The organism is Microcoleus asticus IPMA8 (assembly GCF_013179805.1).
Taxonomy (GTDB): Bacteria; Cyanobacteriota; Cyanobacteriia; order Cyanobacteriales; family Microcoleaceae; genus Microcoleus; species Microcoleus asticus.
Map to the genome: position 1 here is coordinate 1 of NZ_SRRZ01000089.1, position 24,434 is coordinate 24,434.

General features: G+C 46.2%; 18 protein-coding genes. 8 read left to right on the forward strand and 10 right to left on the reverse strand.

The genetic code is table 11. The annotated features are described in order from the left end of the window. Positions 1-204: 204 nt before the first annotated feature. Positions 205-792 (reverse strand): IS1 family transposase, encoded by a 588-nt coding sequence (locus E5S67_RS21625; protein WP_246276908.1) that lies wholly within the window; start codon positions 790-792, stop codon positions 205-207. Between the two features lie 136 nt (positions 793-928). Between E5S67_RS21625 and E5S67_RS21630 the strand changes: the two genes are divergently transcribed. After that, the gene (locus E5S67_RS21630) at positions 929-1,129 is read left to right on the forward strand and encodes a hypothetical protein (protein ID WP_172190441.1); all 201 of its coding nucleotides are present in this window, start codon (positions 929-931) and stop codon (positions 1,127-1,129) included. Positions 1,130-1,308: 179 nt separating this feature from the next. Here the strand turns inward: E5S67_RS21630 and E5S67_RS21635 are convergent, their stop codons facing one another. The 6 genes from E5S67_RS21635 to E5S67_RS21660 form a co-directional block, all read right to left on the reverse strand. Next, positions 1,309-2,001: a response regulator transcription factor gene (locus E5S67_RS21635; protein ID WP_172190442.1), complete on the reverse strand. Its 693-nt coding sequence runs from the start codon at positions 1,999-2,001 to the stop codon at positions 1,309-1,311. Between the two features lie 205 nt (positions 2,002-2,206). After that, the gene (gene map / locus E5S67_RS21640) at positions 2,207-3,034 is read right to left on the reverse strand and encodes a type I methionyl aminopeptidase (RefSeq protein ID WP_172190443.1); all 828 of its coding nucleotides are present in this window, start codon (positions 3,032-3,034) and stop codon (positions 2,207-2,209) included. 139 nt (positions 3,035-3,173) lie between these two features. After that, positions 3,174-5,240 carry a hybrid sensor histidine kinase/response regulator gene (locus E5S67_RS21645; RefSeq protein ID WP_172190444.1) on the reverse strand — a complete coding sequence of 689 codons (2,067 nt, stop codon included), beginning with the start codon at positions 5,238-5,240 and terminating at the stop codon, positions 3,174-3,176. Between the two features lie 7 nt (positions 5,241-5,247). Further along, a complete protein-coding gene (locus E5S67_RS21650) occupies positions 5,248-5,973 on the reverse strand; it encodes a chemotaxis protein CheB (protein WP_246276909.1) in 726 nt (241 codons plus the stop codon). Continuing rightward, positions 5,927-6,754, reverse strand: a complete 828-nt coding sequence (locus E5S67_RS21655) for a CheR family methyltransferase (RefSeq protein WP_172190446.1) — start codon at positions 6,752-6,754, stop codon at positions 5,927-5,929. The genes E5S67_RS21650 and E5S67_RS21655 overlap by 47 nt, the downstream gene beginning before the upstream one ends. 127 nt (positions 6,755-6,881) lie before the next feature. Next, a complete protein-coding gene (locus E5S67_RS21660) occupies positions 6,882-12,698 on the reverse strand; it encodes a HAMP domain-containing protein (protein WP_172190447.1) in 5,817 nt (1,938 codons plus the stop codon). On the opposite strand from E5S67_RS21660, the gene E5S67_RS21665 reads away from it, so the two are divergent. Then, positions 12,697-12,843, forward strand: coding sequence for a hypothetical protein (locus tag E5S67_RS21665; RefSeq protein WP_172190448.1), 147 nt, complete (start codon positions 12,697-12,699; stop codon positions 12,841-12,843). The two genes, E5S67_RS21660 and E5S67_RS21665, sit on opposite strands and share 2 nt — an antisense overlap. A gap of 374 nt (positions 12,844-13,217) precedes the next feature. On the opposite strand, the gene E5S67_RS21670 is transcribed toward E5S67_RS21665, so the two are convergent. Further along, the gene (locus E5S67_RS21670) at positions 13,218-15,290 is read right to left on the reverse strand and encodes an FAD-dependent oxidoreductase (RefSeq protein ID WP_172190449.1); all 2,073 of its coding nucleotides are present in this window, start codon (positions 15,288-15,290) and stop codon (positions 13,218-13,220) included. Between the two features lie 161 nt (positions 15,291-15,451). Between E5S67_RS21670 and E5S67_RS21675 the strand changes: the two genes are divergently transcribed. The 3 genes from E5S67_RS21675 to E5S67_RS21685 all read left to right on the forward strand — a co-directional run bounded on the left by E5S67_RS21675 (position 15,452) and on the right by E5S67_RS21685 (position 17,769). After that, positions 15,452-15,964 carry a hypothetical protein gene (locus E5S67_RS21675; RefSeq protein WP_172190450.1) on the forward strand — a complete coding sequence of 171 codons (513 nt, stop codon included), beginning with the start codon at positions 15,452-15,454 and terminating at the stop codon, positions 15,962-15,964. Between the two features lie 91 nt (positions 15,965-16,055). Then, complete coding sequence (locus E5S67_RS21680; protein WP_172190451.1) at positions 16,056-16,817, forward strand: HpcH/HpaI aldolase family protein; 762 nt, start codon at positions 16,056-16,058, stop codon at positions 16,815-16,817. 283 nt (positions 16,818-17,100) lie between these two features. Beyond that, positions 17,101-17,769, forward strand: coding sequence for a 2OG-Fe dioxygenase family protein (locus E5S67_RS21685; RefSeq protein ID WP_172190452.1), 669 nt, complete (start codon positions 17,101-17,103; stop codon positions 17,767-17,769). A 225-nt stretch (positions 17,770-17,994) separates the two neighbouring features. Here E5S67_RS21685 and E5S67_RS21690 read toward each other — a convergent pair whose 3' ends face one another. Then, positions 17,995-18,408: a nuclear transport factor 2 family protein gene (locus tag E5S67_RS21690; protein ID WP_172190453.1), complete on the reverse strand. Its 414-nt coding sequence runs from the start codon at positions 18,406-18,408 to the stop codon at positions 17,995-17,997. 538 nt (positions 18,409-18,946) lie between these two features. Here E5S67_RS21690 and E5S67_RS21695 point away from each other — a divergent pair. The 3 genes from E5S67_RS21695 to E5S67_RS21705 all read left to right on the forward strand — a co-directional run bounded on the left by E5S67_RS21695 (position 18,947) and on the right by E5S67_RS21705 (position 22,966). Next, entirely contained in the window at positions 18,947-20,212 is a 1,266-nt protein-coding gene (locus E5S67_RS21695; RefSeq protein ID WP_172190454.1) for a Na/Pi cotransporter family protein, read from the forward strand. Between the two features lie 230 nt (positions 20,213-20,442). After that, on the forward strand, positions 20,443-21,495 hold the full coding sequence (locus E5S67_RS21700; RefSeq protein WP_172190455.1) for an aromatic ring-hydroxylating oxygenase subunit alpha: 1,053 nt from the start codon (positions 20,443-20,445) through the stop codon (positions 21,493-21,495). A 34-nt stretch (positions 21,496-21,529) separates the two neighbouring features. Further along, entirely contained in the window at positions 21,530-22,966 is a 1,437-nt protein-coding gene (locus E5S67_RS21705) for an NCS2 family permease (RefSeq protein ID WP_172190456.1), read from the forward strand. A 68-nt stretch (positions 22,967-23,034) separates the two neighbouring features. On the opposite strand, the gene guaD is transcribed toward E5S67_RS21705, so the two are convergent. Further along, positions 23,035-24,390 (reverse strand): guanine deaminase, encoded by a 1,356-nt coding sequence (gene guaD, locus E5S67_RS21710; protein ID WP_172190457.1) that lies wholly within the window; start codon positions 24,388-24,390, stop codon positions 23,035-23,037. Positions 24,391-24,434 lie beyond the last annotated feature (44 nt).

Consider the following 24,434-nt stretch of genomic DNA (forward strand, 5'->3'; position numbering starts at 1 on the left):
TCGAGAGTGTTTCCTCTATCCTTTCTCTTCGCTGTGCTTATCTCAATGGTCAACTTTCTACTTGATGTATCTGCAAAAGTGAGATGCACCCGAGAAGCATTGTAGTCATGTACAAAGTACCAGACCGCTCCAATGTGGTTGCTCAATTTCCTAGAAAACGACAAAGTTTTACGAACTAATCTCCCAACTCGCTGCCGCAGGGTATTATTGAACCGCTCTTGGGTAACTGGTTTTACCTGTTTCCTTACCAACAGCGCGGTGCCGTTTACTGGGCAACACTTGCTTGTAGGCTTCCCAAAAATCCGTGTAACACATGGCGCACTGGCGGTAAACCGCAGGCAAAAATTCCCAAAGCTTCTTTGCCGATTGACGGCAAGCGATCGCCAACAAATACCCCAATAATCTCTCGGGTGTCGGCATCAATGGCCAACCATAGCCATTGTTTGTTCGCTTCATTGGCCGACAAATGACCACATCTCCGGGAAGCTGAATCGTCAATCGACCCATTTTTTTTTGAGTGATTTCTACCGTTTTTGGGGTTTGATAGTACTTCTGATTGACATACATTTGCAGCCAACGCTCAGAAACACCTGTCACCCGTGCAATGGCTGCGAGTGCCAGACGTTCGAGCAACAATTTATCAATTAATTGGTGAGTTGCCTCATCCACGGGTTGTCGGCTTGCATTTTCTACAAACTGTCGCCCACATTCTTGACAGCGGAATCTGGGTTTACCGTAGTGCGTATGTCCGTATTTGATGATTTGAGTTGATTGGCACTTGGGACAGTTCATTCAGTTGTCTGCAATAATTAAAAATTCCGGCTTACCAGTTTACCATTACTATTCAGTACTACCATTTTTTCTACCCTGTTGTCTGCGATCGATTATCCCTGCAACTAAACCCAGGTGGTCTAGGTTTTGGACTGTTATGGAGGGAATTTTTTTCATCGGATTGGGGCAACGGATTGAGGCAAGTATGTTTTTTGTACGGGTAAGTGCTGTACCAGTTCTATCTTACTTTTTCCCCGAGCGTTTTACTCTCGATCGCACCCCGGACTCGAGCGGTTGGCAGCCAGCAAATTACTGCTGGTATTTGATGGGGCTGGTGTTTCGACGGACGATCGTTTAAGCATTTGTACTTAAGCTTTTTGGTCGCTCTTTCCACGACTCGCGAACCGCAGCCCACCCGCACCCCATGTGACAGTACCGGGTGCGGAATGTGGGCTAGAAGCTTAATTTGTCACCAATGGGAAGAGCCTGGTAACGCAGAGCGGCGAAGCAGAGCCTCCAGCAAAGTCGATCGGGCTTCTACTTAGTCAAGCCGTGTTCGAGAGCGAAGCGAACCAACTCAGTACGGCTGTTAGTACCCGTTTTGCTAAACAAACGGCTGACGTACTTTTCCACATTACGCACGCTAGTTTCCAAGCGGCGGGCAATTTCCTTATTCATCAAACCTTGAGCAACCAAATCCAAAACACTTTGTTCTCGCGGAGTCAAATCAATTTTAATTGGCGAAGGACTTTGGGCGATCGAACTCCGCCCGCTCAGCAAAGACTCAATTCTCGCCATTTGGCTTGTCAAAGCAGCAATATCGGGACTTTCAGCACTTTCACCCGTCTCCTTAGCAGCCGCGCGGCGGGCCAGCAAATTCGTTACAATTGCTACTAACTCGTCGGGATCGAAGGGCTTAGAAAGATAAGCATCGCAGCCTGCTTGATAGCCCTGAATGCGATCGCTCGTCATCCCCTTAGCAGTTAAAAATACCACCGGCAAAGCCTTATAGCGAGGATCTTCCCGCACTTGCTTGAGAAACTGATAACCGTCCACCTGTGGCATCATAATGTCTGAAATCACCAAATCCGGATTGTGCTGCTGCAAGAGTTCCCACCCATCCCGAGCATTACTGGCAACCTCAACCGCAAAATCGCTATCTTCCAAATAAGCTTGTACCGCTTCCCGCAAGCCCGGTTCATCGTCTACCAATAATAATCGTGCTGACATATCTCTTACCCTTACGCTTTACCAGTATCTTTTAATTTAGCCGCATTTAACTCTTCTTGTCACTCCATCTCTCGAAGGAACTCAAAAAATTGTTGTTAAACTCTAGAGTTTTGAGTTGTGTTTTGATCTAACGATTAAAAACTTATTAAATCTTTAATTCAAAACTCAAAACTCAAAACTCAAAATTATTCTTGAACCCTTCCACTTAAACTTTTGAACGATCGGTCAAAATTTCATAGCCTGTTTCCGTCACCAACACAGTATGCTCAAACTGAGCCGACATAGCATTGTCAACCGTTACAACAGTCCACTTGTCAGAAAGCGTCCGAGTGTACTTAGAACCCGCATTCAGAATCGGTTCGATCGCCAATGTCATCCCCGATCGCAATTTCACGTTCGGCATTTCGCGGGTGCGGAAATTGAAAACCGACGGTTCCTCGTGCAAATTTCGCCCGACACCGTGGCCGGTAAAATCCTCAACGATGCAAAAACCGTTGCTTTTGACATGATCTTCGATCGCACCAGCCAGATCGAGCAAATACGCTCCAGCTTTCACTTGTTCGATGCCTTTGTAGAGAGCTTCTTCTGCGACTCGGATTAATTTTGCAGATTCTGGAGTTACTTCCACAACTGCGATCGTGATGCAAGAATCGCCGTGAAAACCTTGATAATATGCCCCAGTATCTACCTTGAGAACATCTCCTGCCCGAATTACCTTTTTGGCACTGGGAATGCCATGAACAACTTCGTTATTAATGCTAGAGCAAATCGATCCGGGAAAACCTTGATAGCCTTTAAAACTCGGAGTTGCACCCATAGAACGGATGCGTTTTTCCGCATAAGCATCTAAATCAGCAGTAGTCATTCCCGGTTTCACCATTTGGGAAATTTCTTTGAGTACCGTTGCCACGATTTTTGCGGCCTGCCGCATAATTTCGATTTCGCGTTCCGACTTAATTTCAATGCCTCGACGCTGTTTTTTGACCTGGGGTGCTTGAGTTGGCCCAGAAAGCAGACTGCTAAAAATATTCATGTATTGATTGGCGGGTAATTTTGTACTTTGACGGCAGGTTGAAGCAAAAAAACAGCAAATATCCGGCTTTTTGGGGAAAAACGGGTGCCTTGTTCCGAACTGTCGATCGCTTATCCTTTAAACTAGCTTAATATTATTATCAGTAATCGGCACGGGATTGGGGGGTCAGAAAAGCGGTTTCAACCGCCGAGTCCGTCGGCTCGGGATTTTCGAGTATTCCTGCGAGGTTAGCAATTCCGGCAATTAACTTAGTTACCTCAACTGGTTTACATAAGTGCATCTGGAAACCAGCTTGCAGCGCTTGCTGGCGCTCGGACTCTCTGGCGTAGGCCGTCAGGGCGATCGCAGGCATCTTTCTACCCCTGAGCACTTCCATTTCTCTCACCCGCGCGATCAACTCGTAGCCGTCCGATCCGGGCATTCCAATGTCGCTCAGCAGCACATCCGGCCAAGAACTCTCCAGTGCAGCTAGAGCCTCGGTCACCGATGCGGCCGATCGCACCATAGCTCCTTCCTCCTCCAGTAAAGCAATCAAAAACTCCCGCGTGTCATCGTCATCATCCACCACCAGCAACTGCAAATTAACCAGAGCTGGGAGAGCCTCTGCTGGGTCATTCACCTGCGACCAATCATCCTCTGCTCGGGGGTTCCTCTGTGCAAGAGGTAGAGCCACCGTAAATTTCGCACCCTCGCCCGGATTATTTTCTGCATCCACCTTACCGCCGTGCTGTTCCACCAAGTGACGGACGATCGCCAATCCCAGTCCCAATCCCCCGTAAGACCTAGTTGTGCTGCTATCAGCTTGGCGGAAGCGATCGAAAACATAAGGCAAAAAATCAGGATCGATACCAATGCCGCTATCAATTATCTGAATTTGAGCCTCATCCCCAACTGACTCCAACCGCACCTCTACTTTACCGTCTTGGGGAGTAAACTTAAGCGAATTTGACAGCAAATTCCACACAATTTGCTGCAAGCGATCGAAATCGCCGATAACTTCACCTACATTTGGACTGTACGTTAATTCTAGGAGTATTGATTTTTCTTCAGCCAGCGGCCGCAAAGAATCAATTGCCAGCTCGATCACAGATTCCAACCGAATCGGATGCTTATTTAAATTTAGTTTCCCTCGCAGAATCCGCGAAACATCTAAAATATCTTCTATAAGTTGAGCTTGAGATTTAGCATTGCGCTCAATTGTTTCTAGAGCTTTATCAATAGTTTCTCCGTCAAATTTTTTCGCGCGAAGCAGCCTAGACCAGCCGAGAATTGCATTTAAAGGAGTGCGGAGTTCGTGAGAAAGAATGGCAAGAAATTCATCCTTCATCTGGTTAGCTCTCTCAGCTTCCTGCCGCGCCACTTGTTCGCGGATTAGTCTGCCGCGTTCTTCTTCTGCTTGCTTGCGGTCAGTGACATCTCTAACCGTGCCCACGTGACCGATCAGTTTTCCCAAATCCGAAAACATTGGCGACGACTGCACGTGAATCCAACGCACAGTTTCGCTAACAGCTAATCGAAACTCGTTAGAATATTCCTGCCCTTCTTCTATCCATGCTGACAAATGTGCTACTACGCGATCGCGATCGTCTGGATGAACAGATCGCTGCCAAACCTCTGCCAAACTTGACTCTAAAATTAAACCGGAAATCGCTTGACAGCGGGGATTCATGTAAGTACAGCGGCCTTCAACGTCAGCTAAGTAAATTCCCAGCGGCGAACAAGCACACAAAGTGCGAAACCGCTCTTCACTTTTAGTTAGTTCACTATTAACAGCAGCTAACTGTGTTGCTTGCTGCTTCACTTCGACTGTTTTTTGGAACAATTCCACAAATACCTGCACCTTAGATGTTAATATTTCCGGTTCCAAGGGTTTGAAGAGGTAATCCACCGCACCCAAAGAATAACCTTTAAACACGTGGGTGTCATTACTGCTGAATGCTGTGATAAAAATAATCGGAGTCGATCGCGATCGATCTCTAGAGCGGATCAATGTTGCTGTCTCAAATCCATCCATTCCCGGCATCTGCACATCAAGCAAAATTACCGCAAAATCTTCATTAAGCAGACATCTCAGAGCTTCTGCGCCCGAATTAGCTTGTACTAGATTATAAGAGGGGCTGTTGAGGATAGCTTCTAGAGCCACCAAATTTTCTGGGCGATCGTCAACTAAAAGGACATTTACTCGATCGGAGAGCTGCACATTCATAAATTTTTTAATCTTTAATTCTTAGCAACTTGACTAAACAGGGAGCAATTTTAGAGAGGGGTAAAATCCAGTCTACTTCAACATTTGCGATCGCGGAGGCCGGCATGGTCCGGCATAGAGCCGAGGCCGGTTCCTCCACAAATGTCAATCCTCCCTCAGCTTTAATTTTTGCCAGCCCTTCACTGCCATCAGAATTAGCTCCCGTTAAAATTATCCCGATAACTTTCTCCCCAAAGGCATCCGCAGCAGACTCAAACAGCACATCGATTGAGGGCCGCGCATAACACACAGGGCCCTCAGTTGATAGTGCAAATGTAGCAGTTGCGCGGCAGACGATTGGGGATTTTGAATTGTGCATTGGCTCCAATGCAACCCTCCCCCAACTTGTAAAGTCGTTTTCAGACACGCTCTGCTCCCACTCGCGGGGCGATTCTATGAGCAAGTGATAGTCAGCAGGAGCCAAATAAACCCGTCCTGGGGCGATCGGCTCTTTGTCTTCTGCCTCTGTAATTTGGAGAGAACTTTGCTTTTGTAAAAAATCACTAAGCCTATCCTGAGAACTCTTATGGCGGTGTTGGACAATAACTACAGGCAAAGGAAAGCTTTGCGGCAAATTTGCCAGCAGCACAGTCAGAGCCTGTAGCCCTCCCAAAGAGGTGCCAACAACCACTATTTCAAACTTGTTTTTATTTAATTCTGCGGTAGAGTTTATCACTACGTTCAATTGCTTCATAGTGTTTTTCATAAACTGTAAAATTTAGAGACTCTTGATGTCCGAGCCCTAAAACTCCAAACATCGCCAGGCTGTCATAAAAAAGCTTGTGTACCCGATCTTGGAGGGATGAATTGAAATAAATCAGCACATTCCGGCACAAGATTACATTAAACTCATTAAAAGAAGTATCCGTTGCCAAGTTGTGGTGAGCAAAGACAATGTTATCTTTCAGAGAAGAGCGAAAAATTGCATTTTCATAAGCAGCAGTGTAATACTCAGAAAACGCTTTTTTACCCCCTGCTTGGTGGTAGAGTTGCGTATATTCTTGCATTTGCCTCAGGGGAAAGATACCTGTTTTTGCTGTTTTCAACACTAATTCATTCATATCAGTAGCGTAAATCCTACAGCGGTCATAAAGTCCTTCTTCTTGCAACAAGATTGCCATAGAATAGACTTCTTCTCCCGTTGAACATCCAGCGTGCCAAATCCGAATAAAAGGATAAGTACGCAGCAGCGGCACCACTTTATTTCTGAAACTAATGTAAAAGCTGGGATCGCGAAACATCGCCGTTACATTGACAGAAATGTCCACCAGGAAACGGTCTAGGTAGCCCGGATGGTGGAGTACCTTTTCCTGAAGTGCTGAGACACTGGTAAGGTGTTCCGAGCGAATAGTTTTCCAAATGCGGCGCTTGAGAGAGGCCAGAGCATAATTGCGAAAATCAAATCCGTAATAGCGAAACATTCCCTCTAGTAGGAGTTGAATTTCGATTGTTTCAAGTTCATGACTTGGGGACATTTCAAATTATTTATTGTTATTGGGAATTGGTTAGCGGTTATTGGGAATTAAGAATGGGGAATAGAGAATTGGGAATTAGTTCTTTCATAATTGCTCCTTATTCCTTATTCCCTATTCCTTCTTTCCATTATCGATAAAGCCAAACACGCAGCAGCGAGAGCAACTGTTCGGTATCAACAGGTTTGGTAATGTAGTCAGAAGCGCCAGCTTCGATACATTTTTCCCGATCGCCCTTCATAGCTTTGGCAGTAAGAGCAATCATGGGCAGAGAAGCGAATTGAGGCATATTGCGAATTGCTTGCATTGTTTCGTAACCGTCCATCTCTGGCATCATCACGTCCATCAACACAATATTTATACCAGGTGTATTTTGCAATGTAGCAATGCCCTGTCTGCCGTTTTCAGCAAACACAATTTCCATTTGATGGCGCTCCAGCATACTCGTCAGCGCGAAAATATTCCGCATATCGTCGTCAACAATCAAGACTTTTTTGCCCGCGAGCGTCGAATCAGTTTGATACAAATGCTCGAGCATTTGGCGCTTCGGTTCCGGCAAATCTGCTTGAACTCGGTGCAGGAACAAAGCTGTTTCATCTAACAAACGTTCCGGCGATCGCACATCTTTAACAATTATTGTTTCAGCCATGCGTTTAAGTTGAGTTTCTTCGGCTCTCGTCAAATCTTTGCCTGTATAAACAATAATCGGCAGACTTTTTAAAGTTGCATCTTTCTTGATCTGCTCGATCAGTTCAAAACCCGTCATATCTGGCAGTCCCAAATCGAGTACAATGCAGTCAAAATGCCCTGATAGCAAAGTTTCTAGCGCCTCTGCACCGCTCCCCACAGCCGTCGTTACAACATCGTGATTGCCGATTAAATCCACAATGCTGAGACGTTGTGTTTCGTCGTCTTCTACAACTAGCAGATTCTTGACTCGCCGATCGACAAAACCCTTAATATCAGTCAAAGCTTTACTTAGAGCTTCGCTGCTAACAGGTTTTTGCAAATAGGCGATCGCCCCTAACTGCAAACTGCGCTGCCGCCCTTCTTCAACTGATACAATGTGAACCGGAATGTGGCGCGTATTCGGATCGTGCTTTAAGCGATCCAACACTGTCCAGCCATCCATCACAGGCAAATTGAGATCCAGCATAATCGCAGTTGGCTTGAACTCTCGCGCCATCGCCAAACCGATATCGCTCCGCAAAGCCACTAAACCTTTAAAACCTTGATCCCGCGCCATATCTAAAAGAATGCGAGCGAAATTCACGTCATCTTCAATAATCAACAGCACGCGATCGCCGGGTTCGACAGTTTCCCGGTCATCAGCGATCATAGGTGATGGATAAGGGGCGATCGGCAAGTGGAAATTCGGCGCAGGAACTGCTGAAGAAATAGCAGCCGGCAATTGAGCCGTTTGCTTGCCCGTTCCCGATTCTCCCTCATTGATTATTCGCGATTCTTGGTAAGTTTGCGGCAGATAAAGCGTGAACCTACTACCCTCACCCGGGCGGCTTGTCAATTTAATTTCTCCGCCTAAAAGATTAGCGATTTCTCTACTAATTGACAAACCCAAACCCGTACCCCCGTATTTGCGGCTAGTGCTACCATCAGCTTGTTGGAAAGCCTCAAAAATAACCCTGTGTTTTTCAGCAGAAATCCCAATCCCCGTATCGCTAACTGAGAAAGCCAAAACAGTAGGGGAACTCCTTAAACTTTCTATCTCTAAACTCCACCCTTCCCGCGCTACTTCGACACGCAATTTCACCTCACCCCGCTCAGTAAACTTAAACGCATTAGAGAGCAGATTCTTCAAAACTTGTTGCAGCCGTTTAGCATCAGTATAGAGACCTTTTGGCAACCCACCCTCAAGCTCTATTTGAAAACTCAACTTCTTATCCTGGGCGATTTGGCGGAAAGTTCGATCCAAATGATCTCGCAAGTCGGCAAACAACACTTGCTCAATTTCCACCGACATCGTGCCTGATTCAATCTTAGCGAGATCCAAGATGTCATTAATCAGCCCTAACAAATCTGTTCCCGCCGAGTAAATTGTGCGCGTGTATTCAACTTGCTTCAGAGTCAAATTGCCTTCAGTATTGTCAGAAAGCAATCGAGCGAGAATCAACAGCGAATTCAGCGGAGTTCGCAACTCGTGAGACATATTTGCCAGAAACTCCGACTTATACTTAGAAGTTAAAGCCAACTGTTCGGCTCTTTCTTCCAATAACCCCCTCGCCTGTTCGATATCTCGGTTTTTCCGCTCAACTTCCTTATTTTGTAGCGCTAGCAATTCAGCTTGTTCTTCTAGTTCTTCATTCGTTTGTTGCAACTCTTCCTGCTGCTTCTTCAGCAGTTCCTCATTCGTCTGCTGCAACTGCGCTTGCTGTTCTAGCCGCTTGTTAGTTTCCGTTAGTTCCTTTTGCTGAGCTTGCAACTCTTCTGCCAAAGATTGCGACTGTTTCAGCAACTCTTCCGTCCGCATACTCGCCGCAATTGTATTTAAAACAATGGCGATACTTTCCGTGAGTTGGTCGAGGAATGTTAAGTGAATTTCGCTGAAGCGGCGGAACGAAGCTAGCTCAATTACCGCTGTCACCTGTCCTTCAAAAAGTACAGGTAAAACCACGACATTCAGCGGCGTAGATTCTCCCAGACCCGAGCTAATTTTAACGTAGTTGTCCGGCACTTCTGTCAACAGTATTCGTTCCTTTTCCAGGGCGCACTGTCCGACCAAACCTTCGCCTAAATGGAATTTATTCCCTAAGCTTTTACGTTCCCGGTAGGCGTAGGTACTTAACAGTTTGAGGAAGGGGTCGTGTTCTACAGTTTCCATCATAAAGAAGACGCCATGCTGAGCAGAAACCAGTGGCGTTAGTTCTGATAAAATTAATTTAGAAACCGTCTCTAAATCTCGCTGACCTTGCAGCATTCGAGTGAACTTAGCGAGGTTGGTCTTGAGCCAATCTTGCTCGGTATTCTTCTGCGTTGTCTCCCGGAGATTGGCAATCATCTGGTTGATGTTGTCCTTGACGATCGCAACTTCTCCTTCAGCAGCAACGGAAATTGACCTCGTTAAATCGCCTTTAGTAACACCAATTGCCACTTCGGCGATCGCGCGCACCTGAGTAGTCAAATTCGCCGCCAATTCATTCACATTATCCGTCAAATCTCGCCACGTTCCCGCCGCCCCGGGAACCTTCGCCTGACCGCCTAACTTCCCTTCAATTCCCACCTCCCGCGCCACCGTACTAACTTGATCCGCAAACGTCGCCAGCGTGTCGATCATCTCGTTAATCGTATCTGCCAGAGTCGCAATTTCTCCCTTAGCTTCCAGCATTAATTTCCGCTTCAAATCGCCATTCGCCACCGCCGTCACAACTTTAGCAATCCCCCGCACTTGCGCTGTCAAATTTCCCGCCATCGAGTTTACATTGTCGGTTAAATCTTTCCAAGTTCCCGCAACTCCTTTCACCTCAGCTTGACCGCCCAATTTACCCTCAGTTCCCACCTCCCGCGCCACCCGCGTTACCTCAGAAGCAAAGGAATTAAGCTGATCTACCATCACGTTAATAGTGTCTTTCAGTTCGAGAATTTCGCCTTTGACATCAACGGTAATTTTCTTCGATAAATCACCATTTGCTACCGCTTTCGTCACTTCCGCAATATTCCGCACCTGCGCCGTCAAATTCCCCGCCATCAAGTTAACATTATCGGTTAAATCTTTCCAAGTTCCCCCTACACCCCGCACGTAAGCTTGCACACCTAATTTACCTTCCGTTCCCACTTCCCTAGCAACTCTGGTTACTTCAGATGCGAAGGAACTCAACTGATCCACCATGATGTTAATCGTGTTTTTCAGTTCGAGAATTTCGCCTTTAACATCTACTGTAATTTTCTTGGATAAATCGCCATTTGCCACAGCGGTTGTCACTTCCGCAATGTTCCGCACTTGGGCGGTAAGATTCCCCGCCATCGAGTTAACTGAATCCGTTAAATCCTTCCAGGTTCCGGCAACTCCTTTAACTTCAGCTTGCACGCCTAACTTCCCTTCCGTTCCCACTTCCCTCGCAACTCTAGTTACTTCAGATGCGAAGGAATTTAACTGATCCACCATCGTGTTGACAGTGTTTTTTAACTCCAGAATTTCACCTTTAACATCGACAGTAATTTTCTTTGATAAATCGCCATTTGCCACAGCCGTCGTAACAGCAGCAATATTCCGTACTTGCTCCGTCAAACTACCCGCCATAAAATTAACTGAATCCGTTAAATCCTTCCAAGTTCCTGCTACGCCTCGGACATCCGCTTGACCGCCGAGTTTACCTTCGGAACCCACTTCCCTAGCCACCCGCGTGACTTCCGAAGCGAAGGAATTAAGCTGATCCACCATCACGTTAATAGTGTTTTTCAGTTCTAAAATTTCGCCTTTAACCTGTACCGTAATTTTTTTAGATAAGTCACCGTTAGCCACAGCCGTCGTCACCTCAGCAATGTTGCGGACTTGTGCTGTTAAATTCCCGGCCATTGAGTTAACTGAATCCGTTAAATCTTTCCAGGTTCCTGCTACTTCCTGCACTTCTGCTTGTACGCCTAATTTCCCTTCGGTTCCCACTTCCCTCGCAACCCTGGTTACTTCAGATGCGAAGGAATTTAACTGGTCAACCATCGTGTTGACAGTGTTTTTGAGTTCCAGTATTTCGCCTTTAACATCGACGGTAATTTTCTTTGATAAATCGCCCTTTGCCACAGCGGTTGTCACTTCAGCAATGTTCCGCACTTGTGCTGTCAAACTGCCGGCCATGAAGTTAACGCTATCAGTTAAATCCTTCCAAGTTCCCGCAACTCCTTTAACTTCTGCTTGACCGCCGAGTTTGCCTTCGGAACCTACTTCTCTCGCCACCCTAGTTACTTCTGATGCGAAAGAATTTAACTGATCCACCATGATGTTAATCGTGTTTTTCAGTTCGAGAATTTCACCTTTAACATCTACTGTAATTTTTTTAGATAAGTCACCATTTGCCACAGCCGTCGTCACGTCGGCAATGTTCCGCACCTGTGCGGTAAGATTGCCGGCCATTGAGTTAACTGAATCCGTTAAATCTTTCCATGTTCCTGCAACTCCCCGCACTTCAGCTTGCACCCCTAATTTCCCTTCAGTTCCTACTTCTCTCGCCACCCGCGTTACTTCAGATGCGAAGGAACTCAACTGATCCACCATGATGTTAATCGTGTTTTTCAGTTCGAGAATTTCCCCTTTAACATCTACTGTAATTTTTTTAGATAAATCGCCATTTGCCACAGCGGTTGTCACGTCAGCAATGTTCCGCACTTGTGCTGTTAAATTCCCCGCCATCGAGTTAACTGAATCCGTTAAATCTTTCCAGGTTCCTGCAACTCCCCGCACTTCCGCTTGCACGCCTAATTTCCCTTCGGTTCCTACTTCCCTAGCCACCCGCGTTACTTCCGACGCAAAGGAGCTCAATTGGTCTACCATTGTGTTGACAATTTGGGCTGTTTGGAGGAATTCTCCTTTGAGGGGTCTGTCTTCTATTTCTAAGGCGATGGTTTGCGATAAATCTCCTTTTGCTACGGCCCGAATTACTCTGGCGGTTTCAGAGGTTGGTTGCACTAAATCTGTAATTAGGGTATTGACAGAATTTACGCTAGCTGACCATGACCCCTCGGCGCTGCCGATGGTGGCCCGCTGGGCGATTTTGCCTTCTTTACCGACAACAGTGCCGATGCGATCGAGTTCGGCCGCCATTCTCTCATTGAGTTCGATAATGTCGTTAAGTTCGTCAGCAATTTTTCCCGCTAGACCGGTCTGGTCTATGGGCATCCGAACTGAAAAGTCTCCTTTTTTGACAGCTACTAAGGTTCTGAGTAACTGTTTGGCATAACCATTATTTGAATTGGGCTTTGTTATCTGTGCAGTTGACATGACCGTTACCTTTTTTGGCGAATTGGAAGGGGTTTGGCGCTGCTTCAGCGTTGATGGTGCAAAATATCTGGTTGGCGCGGGTTCAGGCAGCACCAACCCTAGCTCTAATGAGTTTTTGGGAATGGTATTGCTATTATCGGACTAAAGTAGTAGCTGATTGCTTCCGTCAAAAGATGGATGAAAATTGGTGTCAATTATGGTATTACGTTTTACATTACACAGGGAGCGAAAATAAAGTCAAGGGCTAGAGGATGCTTACCGCACAAGAGCTTTTATGGACGATCGCACATAAAAGCTTCCCGTTCCCCCGTATTACAAAAAGTCGGCTATTCAATTACCCTCTTGAGGTTTCAAATTGGACTCTTGAATAATTGGAGATACCACAGGTAAGTCAACAAAGTTTGTTAAACCATAGGGCAAGTCGGAAGCCCGGAGTGCGCCTGTCGCTTCCGACATCCCGCAGCAGTTTCTAGGGTAAGGTGCGCGGCAGAAGAACACCCTACAGATTACCAACTGCGATTATTTCCAGTTTTGCCACGAACTATTGAAAATAGAAGTACCCGGAAAGGCGATCGGATTCTTATTTTGTTGCAACCGCAACTGCAACACTTCTAAGTTTGGCTCGCGGGATGGCAATTCGTCCACTAATTCATAAGGTATAATCCCCTTTTCTAGGGAAAAAGCAGCCGTAACTCCCGCCGCCGCACCGGCCGACCATTCAAAAGAATGCACTCGATAAGCAGCGGCCGCCGTGTGGCTAACAGCAATACTTTTACCTGCCACTAACATATTGTCAATTTTCTGGGGAATCATTGCCCGCAGCGGAATTTGGAACGGATAAGCTTGCCCTTGAGCTTTGCGAGTACCTTCCCGTTCGGTATTTCCCGGTGCTTCCGGCGGGCTGTTGGTCATGCAGGGGTGAAAGTCGATCGCATAATGACCTATACCCACAGAATCAGGATAAATCGTAGCGCGCGATCGCGATTTTGTATCCTCTACCGATTGACTTCCCACAGCCAAAGCGGGCGCATTCAAACCACCCACAACCAACCACAAATTGCGATACTCTTCCTCCGACAAATTCTGGCGGTAAAAATCAGTCTTAAAGTCAGTGCGAGACATATCAACTTCCCACACTGTAAAACCTTGAGGCTGATTGAAACTCGGTCGTCCAATAATGCGCCGGCCCTCCCGCATATAAGGATATTTAGAAAGTCCGTGCACAGTCCCCATCGGCGAATCCAAACCGCTCAAAAAACGATTGTTTGGATTAGGCTTTTTCACTCCCTCTCCTAGCTGCGAGTCAGTAGTTCCTGTTACCAGCCAGTAGAAAAATCCTTGGGCATTTTCCTCCCCTCTGCGCAAAGTTTCCGTTCGCAAACCGCCCATCCATCCCCCTGATTGCAGTTGACCGGACTCTTGCAACTGCTCGCGAGAATAAATTAAATTATCCTGGGCAGAACCGGGACGATAGTCATTGCCCCAAGTCCAGTTTTGCATCGAAATATCCCCCGGATAAATCGGGAATTGCTTCGGGTCTGAAGGTCGCTTTTGATCGGGTCTCATGCTCCTGATTTGGCGGTAGGTGAAAACTAAGGGAAAGCTCGCCAATCTCTGCAATTCGTAACTGTAGTAAGGAGCGTATTGTTGATAAAAAGACGGCGCTTGATGCGGCTGCGGTTCCTTCGTTGCCTGCATTGCAAAGGTGTAGGTAAAACCTTGAGTGCAGTAAGCGTCGCCGGTTGGGCTGGGGGAGGAAGGTTCGAGAGGTGAACGCGGGTCAATTCCGAGGCGGTAGGGAACATCCGCAAGTCCGATCAATTCGCCTGTTTCGGTGGCATCTACAACGTACCAATCAGCAGGTCTAGGTTTTGAACTTGACTGGTTAGATGGTTTGGGAATAAACTCAATAATAGTTTTGTTAAAGCGCGGAGAATTTTCGTAGCGATAGGCATCTTCGATAGTCTGAGAAAGAGTTTCGGTGTTGATTGGCGGGGTGTTGGCGGCCGGTTTGTGTTGAATGGCGATCGCACTTTTAATTTGTTGACCCCCAACCGTATTCCCCGCCACAGCAGGAGTAATTGCTAGTTCTTTAATAACCGTATTGGGAAACCATTTCAGCGTGCCTTTGCCTTTTTTAGCGGCATCCTGCAAGATGTTAAATAGAATTTTGTGACCGTCGTAGGGCATGAAACACGAATAGCTAACCCAACAGCCTCCGGGATTTAGCCGGCCGTAATGTTCCCCGATCCGCCGCCGCAATTCTAAGTAGCCGCGGGGGTAAAATAAGAGCGATCGCTGAGTCTCTCTTTCATCGAGTGCGGAAGTTCCCTGGGAGGAAATTTGACCGCCTACCCAATCAGTAATTTCAGTCAGGCAAACTGTGCGCCCCGCCAGCAAACCTTCGTAAGCGGTAGCAGCACCTGCGAGCCCGCCGCCTGCTACTAGAATATCGCAAGTTTCTGCACTGTCCCGATTGCGGGGAGGTGCGGCAAATACTGGCGAAATGCTCGCAATCGCGGAAATTATGCCGAGAGTGAGGCTAAGGATCGATCGACCTTTGAGCAAAAATAGATACCGTCGAAGTTTCATCGGAGATTGTGGAATTAATTTTGACATCAGCGAAAAACACTCATCGCATCCAAATGTTTATTTTGCAGTATACTGGTATTTCGTGGTGCAGTCAGGGCCAACTTTTTTTAGATAAGAGGCATTAATACCAGCCACAACTCTTGAACAGCCGGCTCAACCTTATGCTCAATATAGTCAAATTTTTTAGGTCATTCATTCCTTTTGAGAGTTTAACAATTACCACAAGTTTAACTTTTTCTGAAGTTTTGCGCAGGTTGGACGAAGTGGTTACTTTCCCCAAACTTTTTAGAATAATTCTACCCTTTGGCCCCCCACCTGCAAAACTTTATGAAGGAACAATTTCTGGCAATACATTCAAAATTAATCGCATTATCATCGGTCGCTATTTATTTTTTCCTATTATACAAGGAGATATACATACTCAACCCTTCGGTTGTTCCATCAAAATTAGGATGAGTTTACATAAAATAGTGATAGGATTTATAATTCTTTGGCTGTGGACAACTGGCAGTATTGGAATGTTTTCTTTATTTGCTTGGTTAGTCGAACCCTCTGTGGGACCAATATTTTTACCAATCTTAGGAATGTTTATTTGTGCCTGGCTTTTGTGCTTGATTCCTTTTAAAATAGAAGCAAAAGCAGCTACAAAATTTTTGTCAATTCTCTTAACCTAAAGTAATTTGTAACGGCAATGTTTTAGCTGTAATATTAAAAATAATTTGGGTGCACCGGCATTCATGGGCAGTTAAAAAAAACTCCAAATTTATGCGTCAAAACCAACTCAAACTAAAAATTAAACAAGGCGAAACAGTCCTGGGTTTATTTATGAACTGCGCTTATCCCGCATTCATGGAAATATGCGGTCACGCTGAATTTGATTTCGCCGTCATCGACATGGAACACGGGCCCCTGCACCCGCTTGCTGCTGAAGATTTGTGTCGCGCGGCCGACTGCACCGGAATTGCACCGATTGTTCGCGTCCGCAAAAACGACGGGCCGCAAATTCAACGAGCTCTCGACATCGGCAGTGCAGGCGTTCAAGTACCTCAAATTGAAAGCAAAATCGATGCTGAAACCGCTGTCAAAAGTGCTAAATACAGTCCTCTGGGCACGCGAGGCCTTTCCTTCGCTACGCGGGCCGGACTTTATACTGCAGCAGGTACAAATATCACTGACAAACTCAACGAAGAATCTTTAGTTGTGATTCATGTCGAAGGCAAAGGCGGCATCGACAACCTAGCAGAAATTGTTACTGTGCCACAGGTTGACGTGATTTTTCTAGGGCCTTACGATCTGTCACAGTCGATCGGCATTCCCGGCCAAGTCCGCGATCCCCGAGTCATCGACATGATGCAGGAGGCAGTGCAAACCATCCGCAAAGCAGGCAAAGCCGCGGGTACTTTTGCCGAAAACCCCGAAATCGCCAAGCAGTGGATTGATGCTGGCGTTCAGTACGTCGCACTTGGAGTCGATGTTGCCGTTTTCCTGCGAGCCTGTCAGTCGCTGGTCAAAGCAGTGCGGAGTTAATAGATCGAATCCGGTTAGATAATAATGATACCGCTCGCACTCCACTCGCGAGGGGGGACGCGAGCACTCTACTCAGAAAAGACTTGCGCCCTGGGATGGAACAAACCGATTTTTTTGCCTTAATCCTATAAATGTTGTTGAGCTTAGCCGTCGTCTTTACGATATCTTTGCAATTTTCGTAGTGTCTTTTACGACACATACAAAAAACCTGCGCTAGAGTAGAAGCATATACCTCCTTAAGGCAAAATTAAGGAGGGGAGCAAGGCTTCAGGGAGAAAAATCTATGAAAACCGTATTAGAATCCATTCATTTGGATTACGCCTTCATGTTTACTTTCAAAAAAGTAAACTCGATTAAGCTAGAAGGTTTCAAGGAATTTTTTGACGATATGCCTGTCGATCCGTATGTGAAAGGTAAGTATCGTTCGAGAAGATTATCGCGGTTTGCAGTCAACGGAAATGAGTTAGTTAAGTTACCTCACGGCTATTTGTATCAAAGCAAAACATACAATCCGCTAGTGGGCGATATCAGGCGGGAATTTGCCGAATTGGACGATCGGCTAATCGCCCTCGATAATTTCAAACAGATGATTTTTGCTTTTTTCGATTCTTGCAAAATTCACCCCGAAGCTGAAATCGGCATCCATCAAATCAGGACGACTTGTTCGCCGCACAATTTCGGGAACCCCGCACCGGAAGGCATTCACCAAGACGGTACTGATTTTATCGGCATCTTCTCGGTTGACAGAACTAATATTGTCGGCGGGGAAACGCATTTGTACTTGGCTAAAAAAGAGAAGCCTGTTTTTAATAAAATTCTGCATCCGGGAGAATTGCTGTTAGTTAACGACCACGAGTTTTTCCATTTTACTACGCCGATTAAACCGGAATCTGAAGGCGTGGGAACCAGGGATGTCTTTGTGCTAACTTCTCCGAGTTTGCTTTGCGATTGAGGAGAGTTGGGCAATTAGGCGTCTTTCGTTCGTAGTGAGGGCTTTACTCCTCTCTCTGGCGTTGACTCAATCATGACTAAAGTCCTTACTACAAACCTTTCGTTCGTAGTCAGGACTTTATTTGTCTTTCTGGCGTGTAGTCAATCATGATTAAAGTCCTGACTACAAACCTGCATATTTTCCTAAAAAAATAGGTTTATGCGTCTAGCAACTCACAGATAAATCTTATCGAAACTTCCGTTCAGATTCTTGAATGGGAACATCATTAATGCTGGCTTCACGTCTTCGCATTAACCCATTTTCTGCAAATTCCCACTGTTCATTACCATAGGCGCGATACCAGTAGCAAGAATCATCGTGCCACTCATACTCGAAGCGAACAGAAATCCGATTGTCTGTAAAACTCCAGAGTTCTTTTTTTAATCTGTAATCTAATTCCTTTGCCCATTTTCGTCTTAAAAAAGCCTTGATTTCTTCCCGTCCGCTGAAGAATTCGGCACGGTTTCGCCACTGAGAATCTTCCGTATAAGCTAAGGCTACTCGTTCAGGATCGCGGGTATTCCAGGCATCTTCAGCAGCTTGAACTTTGGCTTTAGCCGTTTCCAACGTAAATGGCGGTAGAGGTGGTTTAGTTTCCATCAGCTTTGTTGTTTGTGATTATAAAAGATAAGTGCGGTGTGCGTGGAGCCCTAGAGATAGCGTGTGTGCGTCGAGGACAGGCTTTATTGGATTAGATATTTTCTCATCCCGTCCCTCTACATACAGCAGATTTCAGGTCGTCGATCGCACAGACGTGAAACTCTTTCGATCGCTCCTGTCAGCCCTGCGATTCCTGGTGCGCCGAATGTCAATATTTGGCGACCTGTGATTTTTCTGACATAATAAGTTCCTCCTTTCGGTGCTGTTAATTGATAGCGGTTACTTAAAGCTTAAAGAGTGTAAACAGTTCGTTCAACCTCGATTCTTGCTCTAAATTATCGAAATCTTAATCGAGTTACTGATGGCACAATGCGTTCAGTCTCGGAAGAAGCCACCCGTTAGTTTATCATCTGCGCAAGTTTTGTTAACCTGTTTATAAACCAATTATAATCTTTGTATCGACTCTTAAAATATTTATTTAGGTAGAGGTTTGGCATTTAGTAAAATCTTAAACTAAAGAAAAATTTGAGTAAACATCATGCGGTTTTTAATTAATTCAAGGAAAAAACTTCTCAACCTATCGGTACTCAGCTTTTTAGCAACAATCTTGATTGTTGTTCCTCCCTTAATCGGCGCTCGTTATAATTTATTTTACCCATCTTTAGAAGTTAGCGTCCAAGCTCAAACGCCCAATTCAAGCGAAGTAGAACCAACGCCTGCTGCTACTGAAGGACAGCAACAGCAGAAGAATCAACCAGCTAAGAATGCCAGCGAAGGGGAAGATAAAAAAGAGGAAAAACTAGAGCCTTTTAAAATGACAATGGGCGCGATCGGGGGATTGGTGCTATTTTTATATGGTGTTACTCGGATGGCGGAAGGACTCGAAGCAATTGCGGGCGATCGCATGAAAGAAATTATCGGACATTTCACTACAAATCGCTATGCCGGACTCGCCACAGGCGCAGCAGCCACAACTTTATTAGATTCTTCATCCGTCACAATTATTATTACAATTGCGATGGTAAGTGCCGGATTGCTAACATTTGTTCAGTCTCTAGGAGTAGTTTTAGGTTCCAATATTGGCACGACTATCGGCGCTCAAATCGTTGCTTTTAAAATTAACGAATACGCGCCAATTGTTATGTTTATTGGCTTCTTATTAACTTTTATTGGTAAAACAGACCGAGTAAAAAATATTGGTTTAGTTTTGCTGGGTTTTGGCTTACTGTTTTTCGGACTAGACCAAATTGAAAGCGCAATGGAGCCGTTTGAGACCTACCAACCATTTCTTAAGTTAATGGAAACTTTGGGAGAAAAACCCTTACTAGGAGCTGGAATTGGTGCCTTGTTTACCATTTTAGTTCAATCTTCCTCCGCTACGGTTGCTATTATCGTTACCCTAGCTAGTCAAGGTTTAATTTCACTTCCTGCTGGGATTGCCTTAATGTTAGGAGCGGAAGTTGGCACTTGCGCCGATACATTAGTCGCGACAATTGGACGAGAAAGACCTGCTGTACGAACGGGCATTTTTCATTTATTATTTAATCTGACGACCGCCACTTTGGGGATTTTATTTGCTAGTCAATTGGCTGCGCTCGCCCAATGGCTCTCCAGCTTATTTGGACCAGGCGAAGATGTTGCCCGACAAATCGCCAACGCTCAATTAATATTTAACGTATTGGGCGTAATTTTGGTGATCGGATTTCTACCATTAATTGCTAAGGGATTGGAAAAAATGATTCCCAAAGGCAAGGATGAAAGAGATTCGGCGTTCGATCGCAACTCGCGATCGGACTACAACTAGCATTTGACATAGGTAAAAGAGCAGCGAGCCACCAGTTAGCTCCAGAGAGTTGGGTTTCGTTCCAAGGGCCCAACATACAACCTAAACCCAGAACGAATTGTTGGGTTCCATCCCAACAGTGCCGCGATTTAACTACTGCAATCCTTGCCATACATTTACATATGTAGTAAATCGTACAGAAGTAAGCTTTCTAATGTTTTAAGCTTCAGCGGTATTTCGCATACAGCATTATGCACACTACACAAGAACGATCGTGCAATTCTGCGTTTATATTGCCTCGAAACTGCACCTTTACTGAAACTGATTGGAAAGCCCTTGCGCCGTTTTGGTATCCGATCGCGTTCTCGCATGAAGTCACGGATCGACCGTTTGCCGCAAAGCTGCTCGATGAACGGCTCGTGCTGTTTCGACTTTCCGATAGCTCGATCGTTGCAGCACGGGATTTGTGTTTGCATCGCGGTGCTCCTCTGAGTTTGGGATGGGTTGAGAACGATGAACTCCAATGCAAATATCACGGCGTCCGCTACGACAAAAGCGGTCAATGCACGCGTATTCCCGCTCAACCGGATGCCGCAATTCCCGCTCGGCTGAAATTGACGACCTACGCTGTCACCGAACGCTATGGTTTAGTGTGGGTAAGGCTCGTGGATAACGGTTCAGTCCATTTTCCTGACTTTAAGGAATGGAACGATCCAGACTATATTCAGGTACTCCCAGCCAGCGTGGCGATCGAAGCTGCCGCAGGTCGTCAAGTCGAAGGCTTTCTGGATGTGAGTCATTTTGCGTTTGTTCACACCGAATCCTTTGGCGAGCGCGAAAATCAAGAAGTGCCAGATTATCCCGTCGATCGACTACCGCACGGGTTTCGCGCTGATTATGTCAGCACTGTGAGCAACTATCCGCACGGTCTAAAGCATCTGAGTCCGCCTGGGTTTAAGTGGCGTCGATTGTTTGAAGTGTGGCTGCCGTTCACAGCGAAGTTAACCGTTACCTTTCCGAACGGGCAGTTACACATCCTGAATGCTGCCTGTCCGGTTTCAGCCCGCAAAACGCGCTTGTTTGTGCCGATTTGCCGCAATTTTGACAAAGATGCACCCCTGCAAGACACGCTGGACTTTAACGATCAAGTGTTTGGCGAAGATAAGGACATTGTTGAAGAACAGTATCCCGAAGATTTACCGATCGCGCTGCAAGATGAAGTCCACATTGCCGGGGATAAAAGCTCGATCGCCTATCGCAAAGGATTGGCGGCATTGGGTCTAGGACGATCGTTTACCGCCTAACTCCTATCTCAATAGATTTTCGGAGATCGAAACCATGAGCGCTGATTTAGAAGTTCAAAAACCGATTCCGCCAAAGCAATCCTACACAGGTTGGCAAGCAGCACTGGCAGAGTTCTTCCAGTTTGATTTCTACAGAACCAATTTCAAAACAGAGACGCTCGCGGGTATCACCACGTTCATGACGATGGGATACATCTTAGTCGTCAATCCGATCGTGCTGTCAAACGCGATTTTTCTACAACAGCCTGGAGATTTGTTTTCGCAATTGGCTGTGGCAACCGCTGTTGCGGCGGCAGTTGGAACCTTCTGCATGGCAATTTTAGCAAACTACCCGTTCGGGCTGGCGCCTGGAATGGGAACGAATGCCTTTTTTGCTTTCTCAGTTGTAATCGGACTGAAAATCGATTGGCGATTGGCGCTGTCGTGCGTGTTTGTTCAGGGGTTAATTTTTATCGCTCTGACATTCACGGATGTACGTCGGTTATTGATCGTGGCAATTCCCAGGTCGCTCAAGCACGCAACCGCAGGTGGGATTGGCTTGTTTATTGCCTACATCGGTATGTCAGGAGATGTTGCCAATGGGGGAGCCGGATTGATTGTGGCAAATCCAGCGACAAAAACGGCGTTTGGCAGTTTAGCAGAACCGAACACGCTACTCGCTGTGGCGGGTTTAGCGATGACAGCCGGATTGGTGGTTCGGGGCGTCAGAGGTGCGTTACTATTTGGAATTTTTGGCACCGCTATTTGGGCTTGGCTGTTCAAGGTTTCACCCCCACCTCAAGGATTTTTTGCGCTGCCGGAACTGCCAAAAGACATTTTTGGTCAAGCAATTCTGGGCATTGCTAATCTGAACTCCGAGAATTTTATTGACTGGATTGCAGTGCTGTTTGTATTTCTGTTTGTTGATATTTTTGACACGATCGGGACATTAACGGGTGTGGGAATGCGGGCAGGCTATATCGGCCCGGATGGCGAGTTGCCGCGTGCAAATAAAGCACTGATGGCAGATGCCATTGGCACCACAATCGGCCCAATCTTCGGTACGTCGAGCGTGACGGCTTATGTTGAATCCGTCGCAGGCGTTGCCGAAGGCGGTCGAACTGGATTTACCGCTTTAGTTGTGGCAGGATTATTTGCGGTGTCGCTGTTTTTCATTCCGGTGTTTAAAGCGATTCCGGCTTTTGCAACGACGCCGACGCTGGTCATTGTTGGCGCGATGATGTTGGCTGAGGTCAAAGAAATTCCCTGGGATGATATTTCGGAAGTGATTCCAGCGTTTCTAACTATATTCCTGATTCCATTGACTTATTCGATCGCGGAAGGGTTGTCGATCGGATTCATTGCCTATCCGATTGTGAAAACCTGCCAAGGTAGAGCCAAGGAAGTGTCTGGGGGAACTTGGATCATTGCGGGCATCTTCGTGATTCGGTTCATCTTTATGTCACTGCGGTTTCATCATTCAGCAGCCTGAGCCGGCTCAGGCGAGAACCAACTGCTAGGTTTGAATGACTTACCAGTTGTTTAGGCGACGCCGATAGTTTAATCTGCTTTGCTGTAGGCGAGTTCCCCCAGGATGTAGGTTGCGTGAACGGCTCGATCGTCGCCCATGATGATTAAACTAAAGGCACGATCGGCAAGTTCTTCCAGCGTTGTTGCGGGTGCCGCAGAATTGCGAAATGCCATGAGCGGCGTCGATCGCAAGTCCAGCACCACAAAATCTGCTTCTTTACCCACCTCGAAATTGCCAATGCGATCGTCCAGACATAACGCTCTAGCGCTGCCCAGGGTAGCGAGAAACAATGCTTGAAATGCAGAGAGAGAGTATTGTCTCAGTTGCGCGACTTTGTACGCTTCATTTGCCGTTTGCAGCATCGAAAGACTCGTTCCTGCACCAACATCTGTGGCAAGTCCTACTTTAATCGGAACGTCGATCGACTTCGCTTTTTCAAGATCGAACAACCCACTGCCTAAGAACAAATTTGACGTAGGACAGAATGCGATCGTGGATTTTGCTTCAGAGAGTCGTTGAAATTCTGCATTTGTCAGTTGTACGCCGTGTGCAAAAATCGATCGCTCTCCGACTAATCCGGCGCGATCGTACACATCGAGATAGCCTTTGCACTCGGGAAAAAGCTCTTTTACCCAAGCAACTTCATTAACGTTCTCTGATAGATGCGTGTGCAGATAAACATCAGGATGCTCTTGCAACAGTTTCCCTGCTAGCTTCAGTTGTTCCGGGGTTGAAGTCGGTGCAAACCGAGGCGACACCGCGTATAACAATCGTTGATTGTGATGCCATTTTTCAATCAGCTTTTTGCTATCTTGATACGACTCTTGGGCCGTATCGGTCAGATATTTCGGTGCATTGCGATCCATCATCACTTTACCCGCAATCATCCGCAGATTTCGACGGCTCGCTGCCTCAAAAAAAGCATCGACTGATGCTGAAAAAACCGCTGCTAAAACAACTGCCGTCGTGGTGCCGTTGCGTAATAGTTCATCAAGAAAAATAGCTGCAACCTGTTCGGCATATTCTCGGTCTTTAAACTTCAGTTCGGTTGGAAACGTATATTGATTCAACCAATCCAAAAGCTGTTTTCCGTAAGCAGCAATCATTCCAGTTTGGGAGAAATGCACGTGAATATCAATAAATCCAGGCATCAACAGCATTCCTGGGTATTCAGACACAGTGATGTCTGAGAACTTCTCTTTCAGGCGATCGTAAGCTCCAAAAGCTTTAACTATTCCGTTTTCTACAACCAGCAGACCATCTGGAACATAGCGAACGCTTTGATTTTGTGCAACATAAAAAGGATCTTCCACAAAATCTAGAAAAGCACCGCGAAACGCTTTAATTGAGTTTTTAGATACAGATAAATTTTGGTTAATTGCCATGTGAAAAATTGTTTGGTTTTGGAGGTTGGCTCAATCCTATTAAA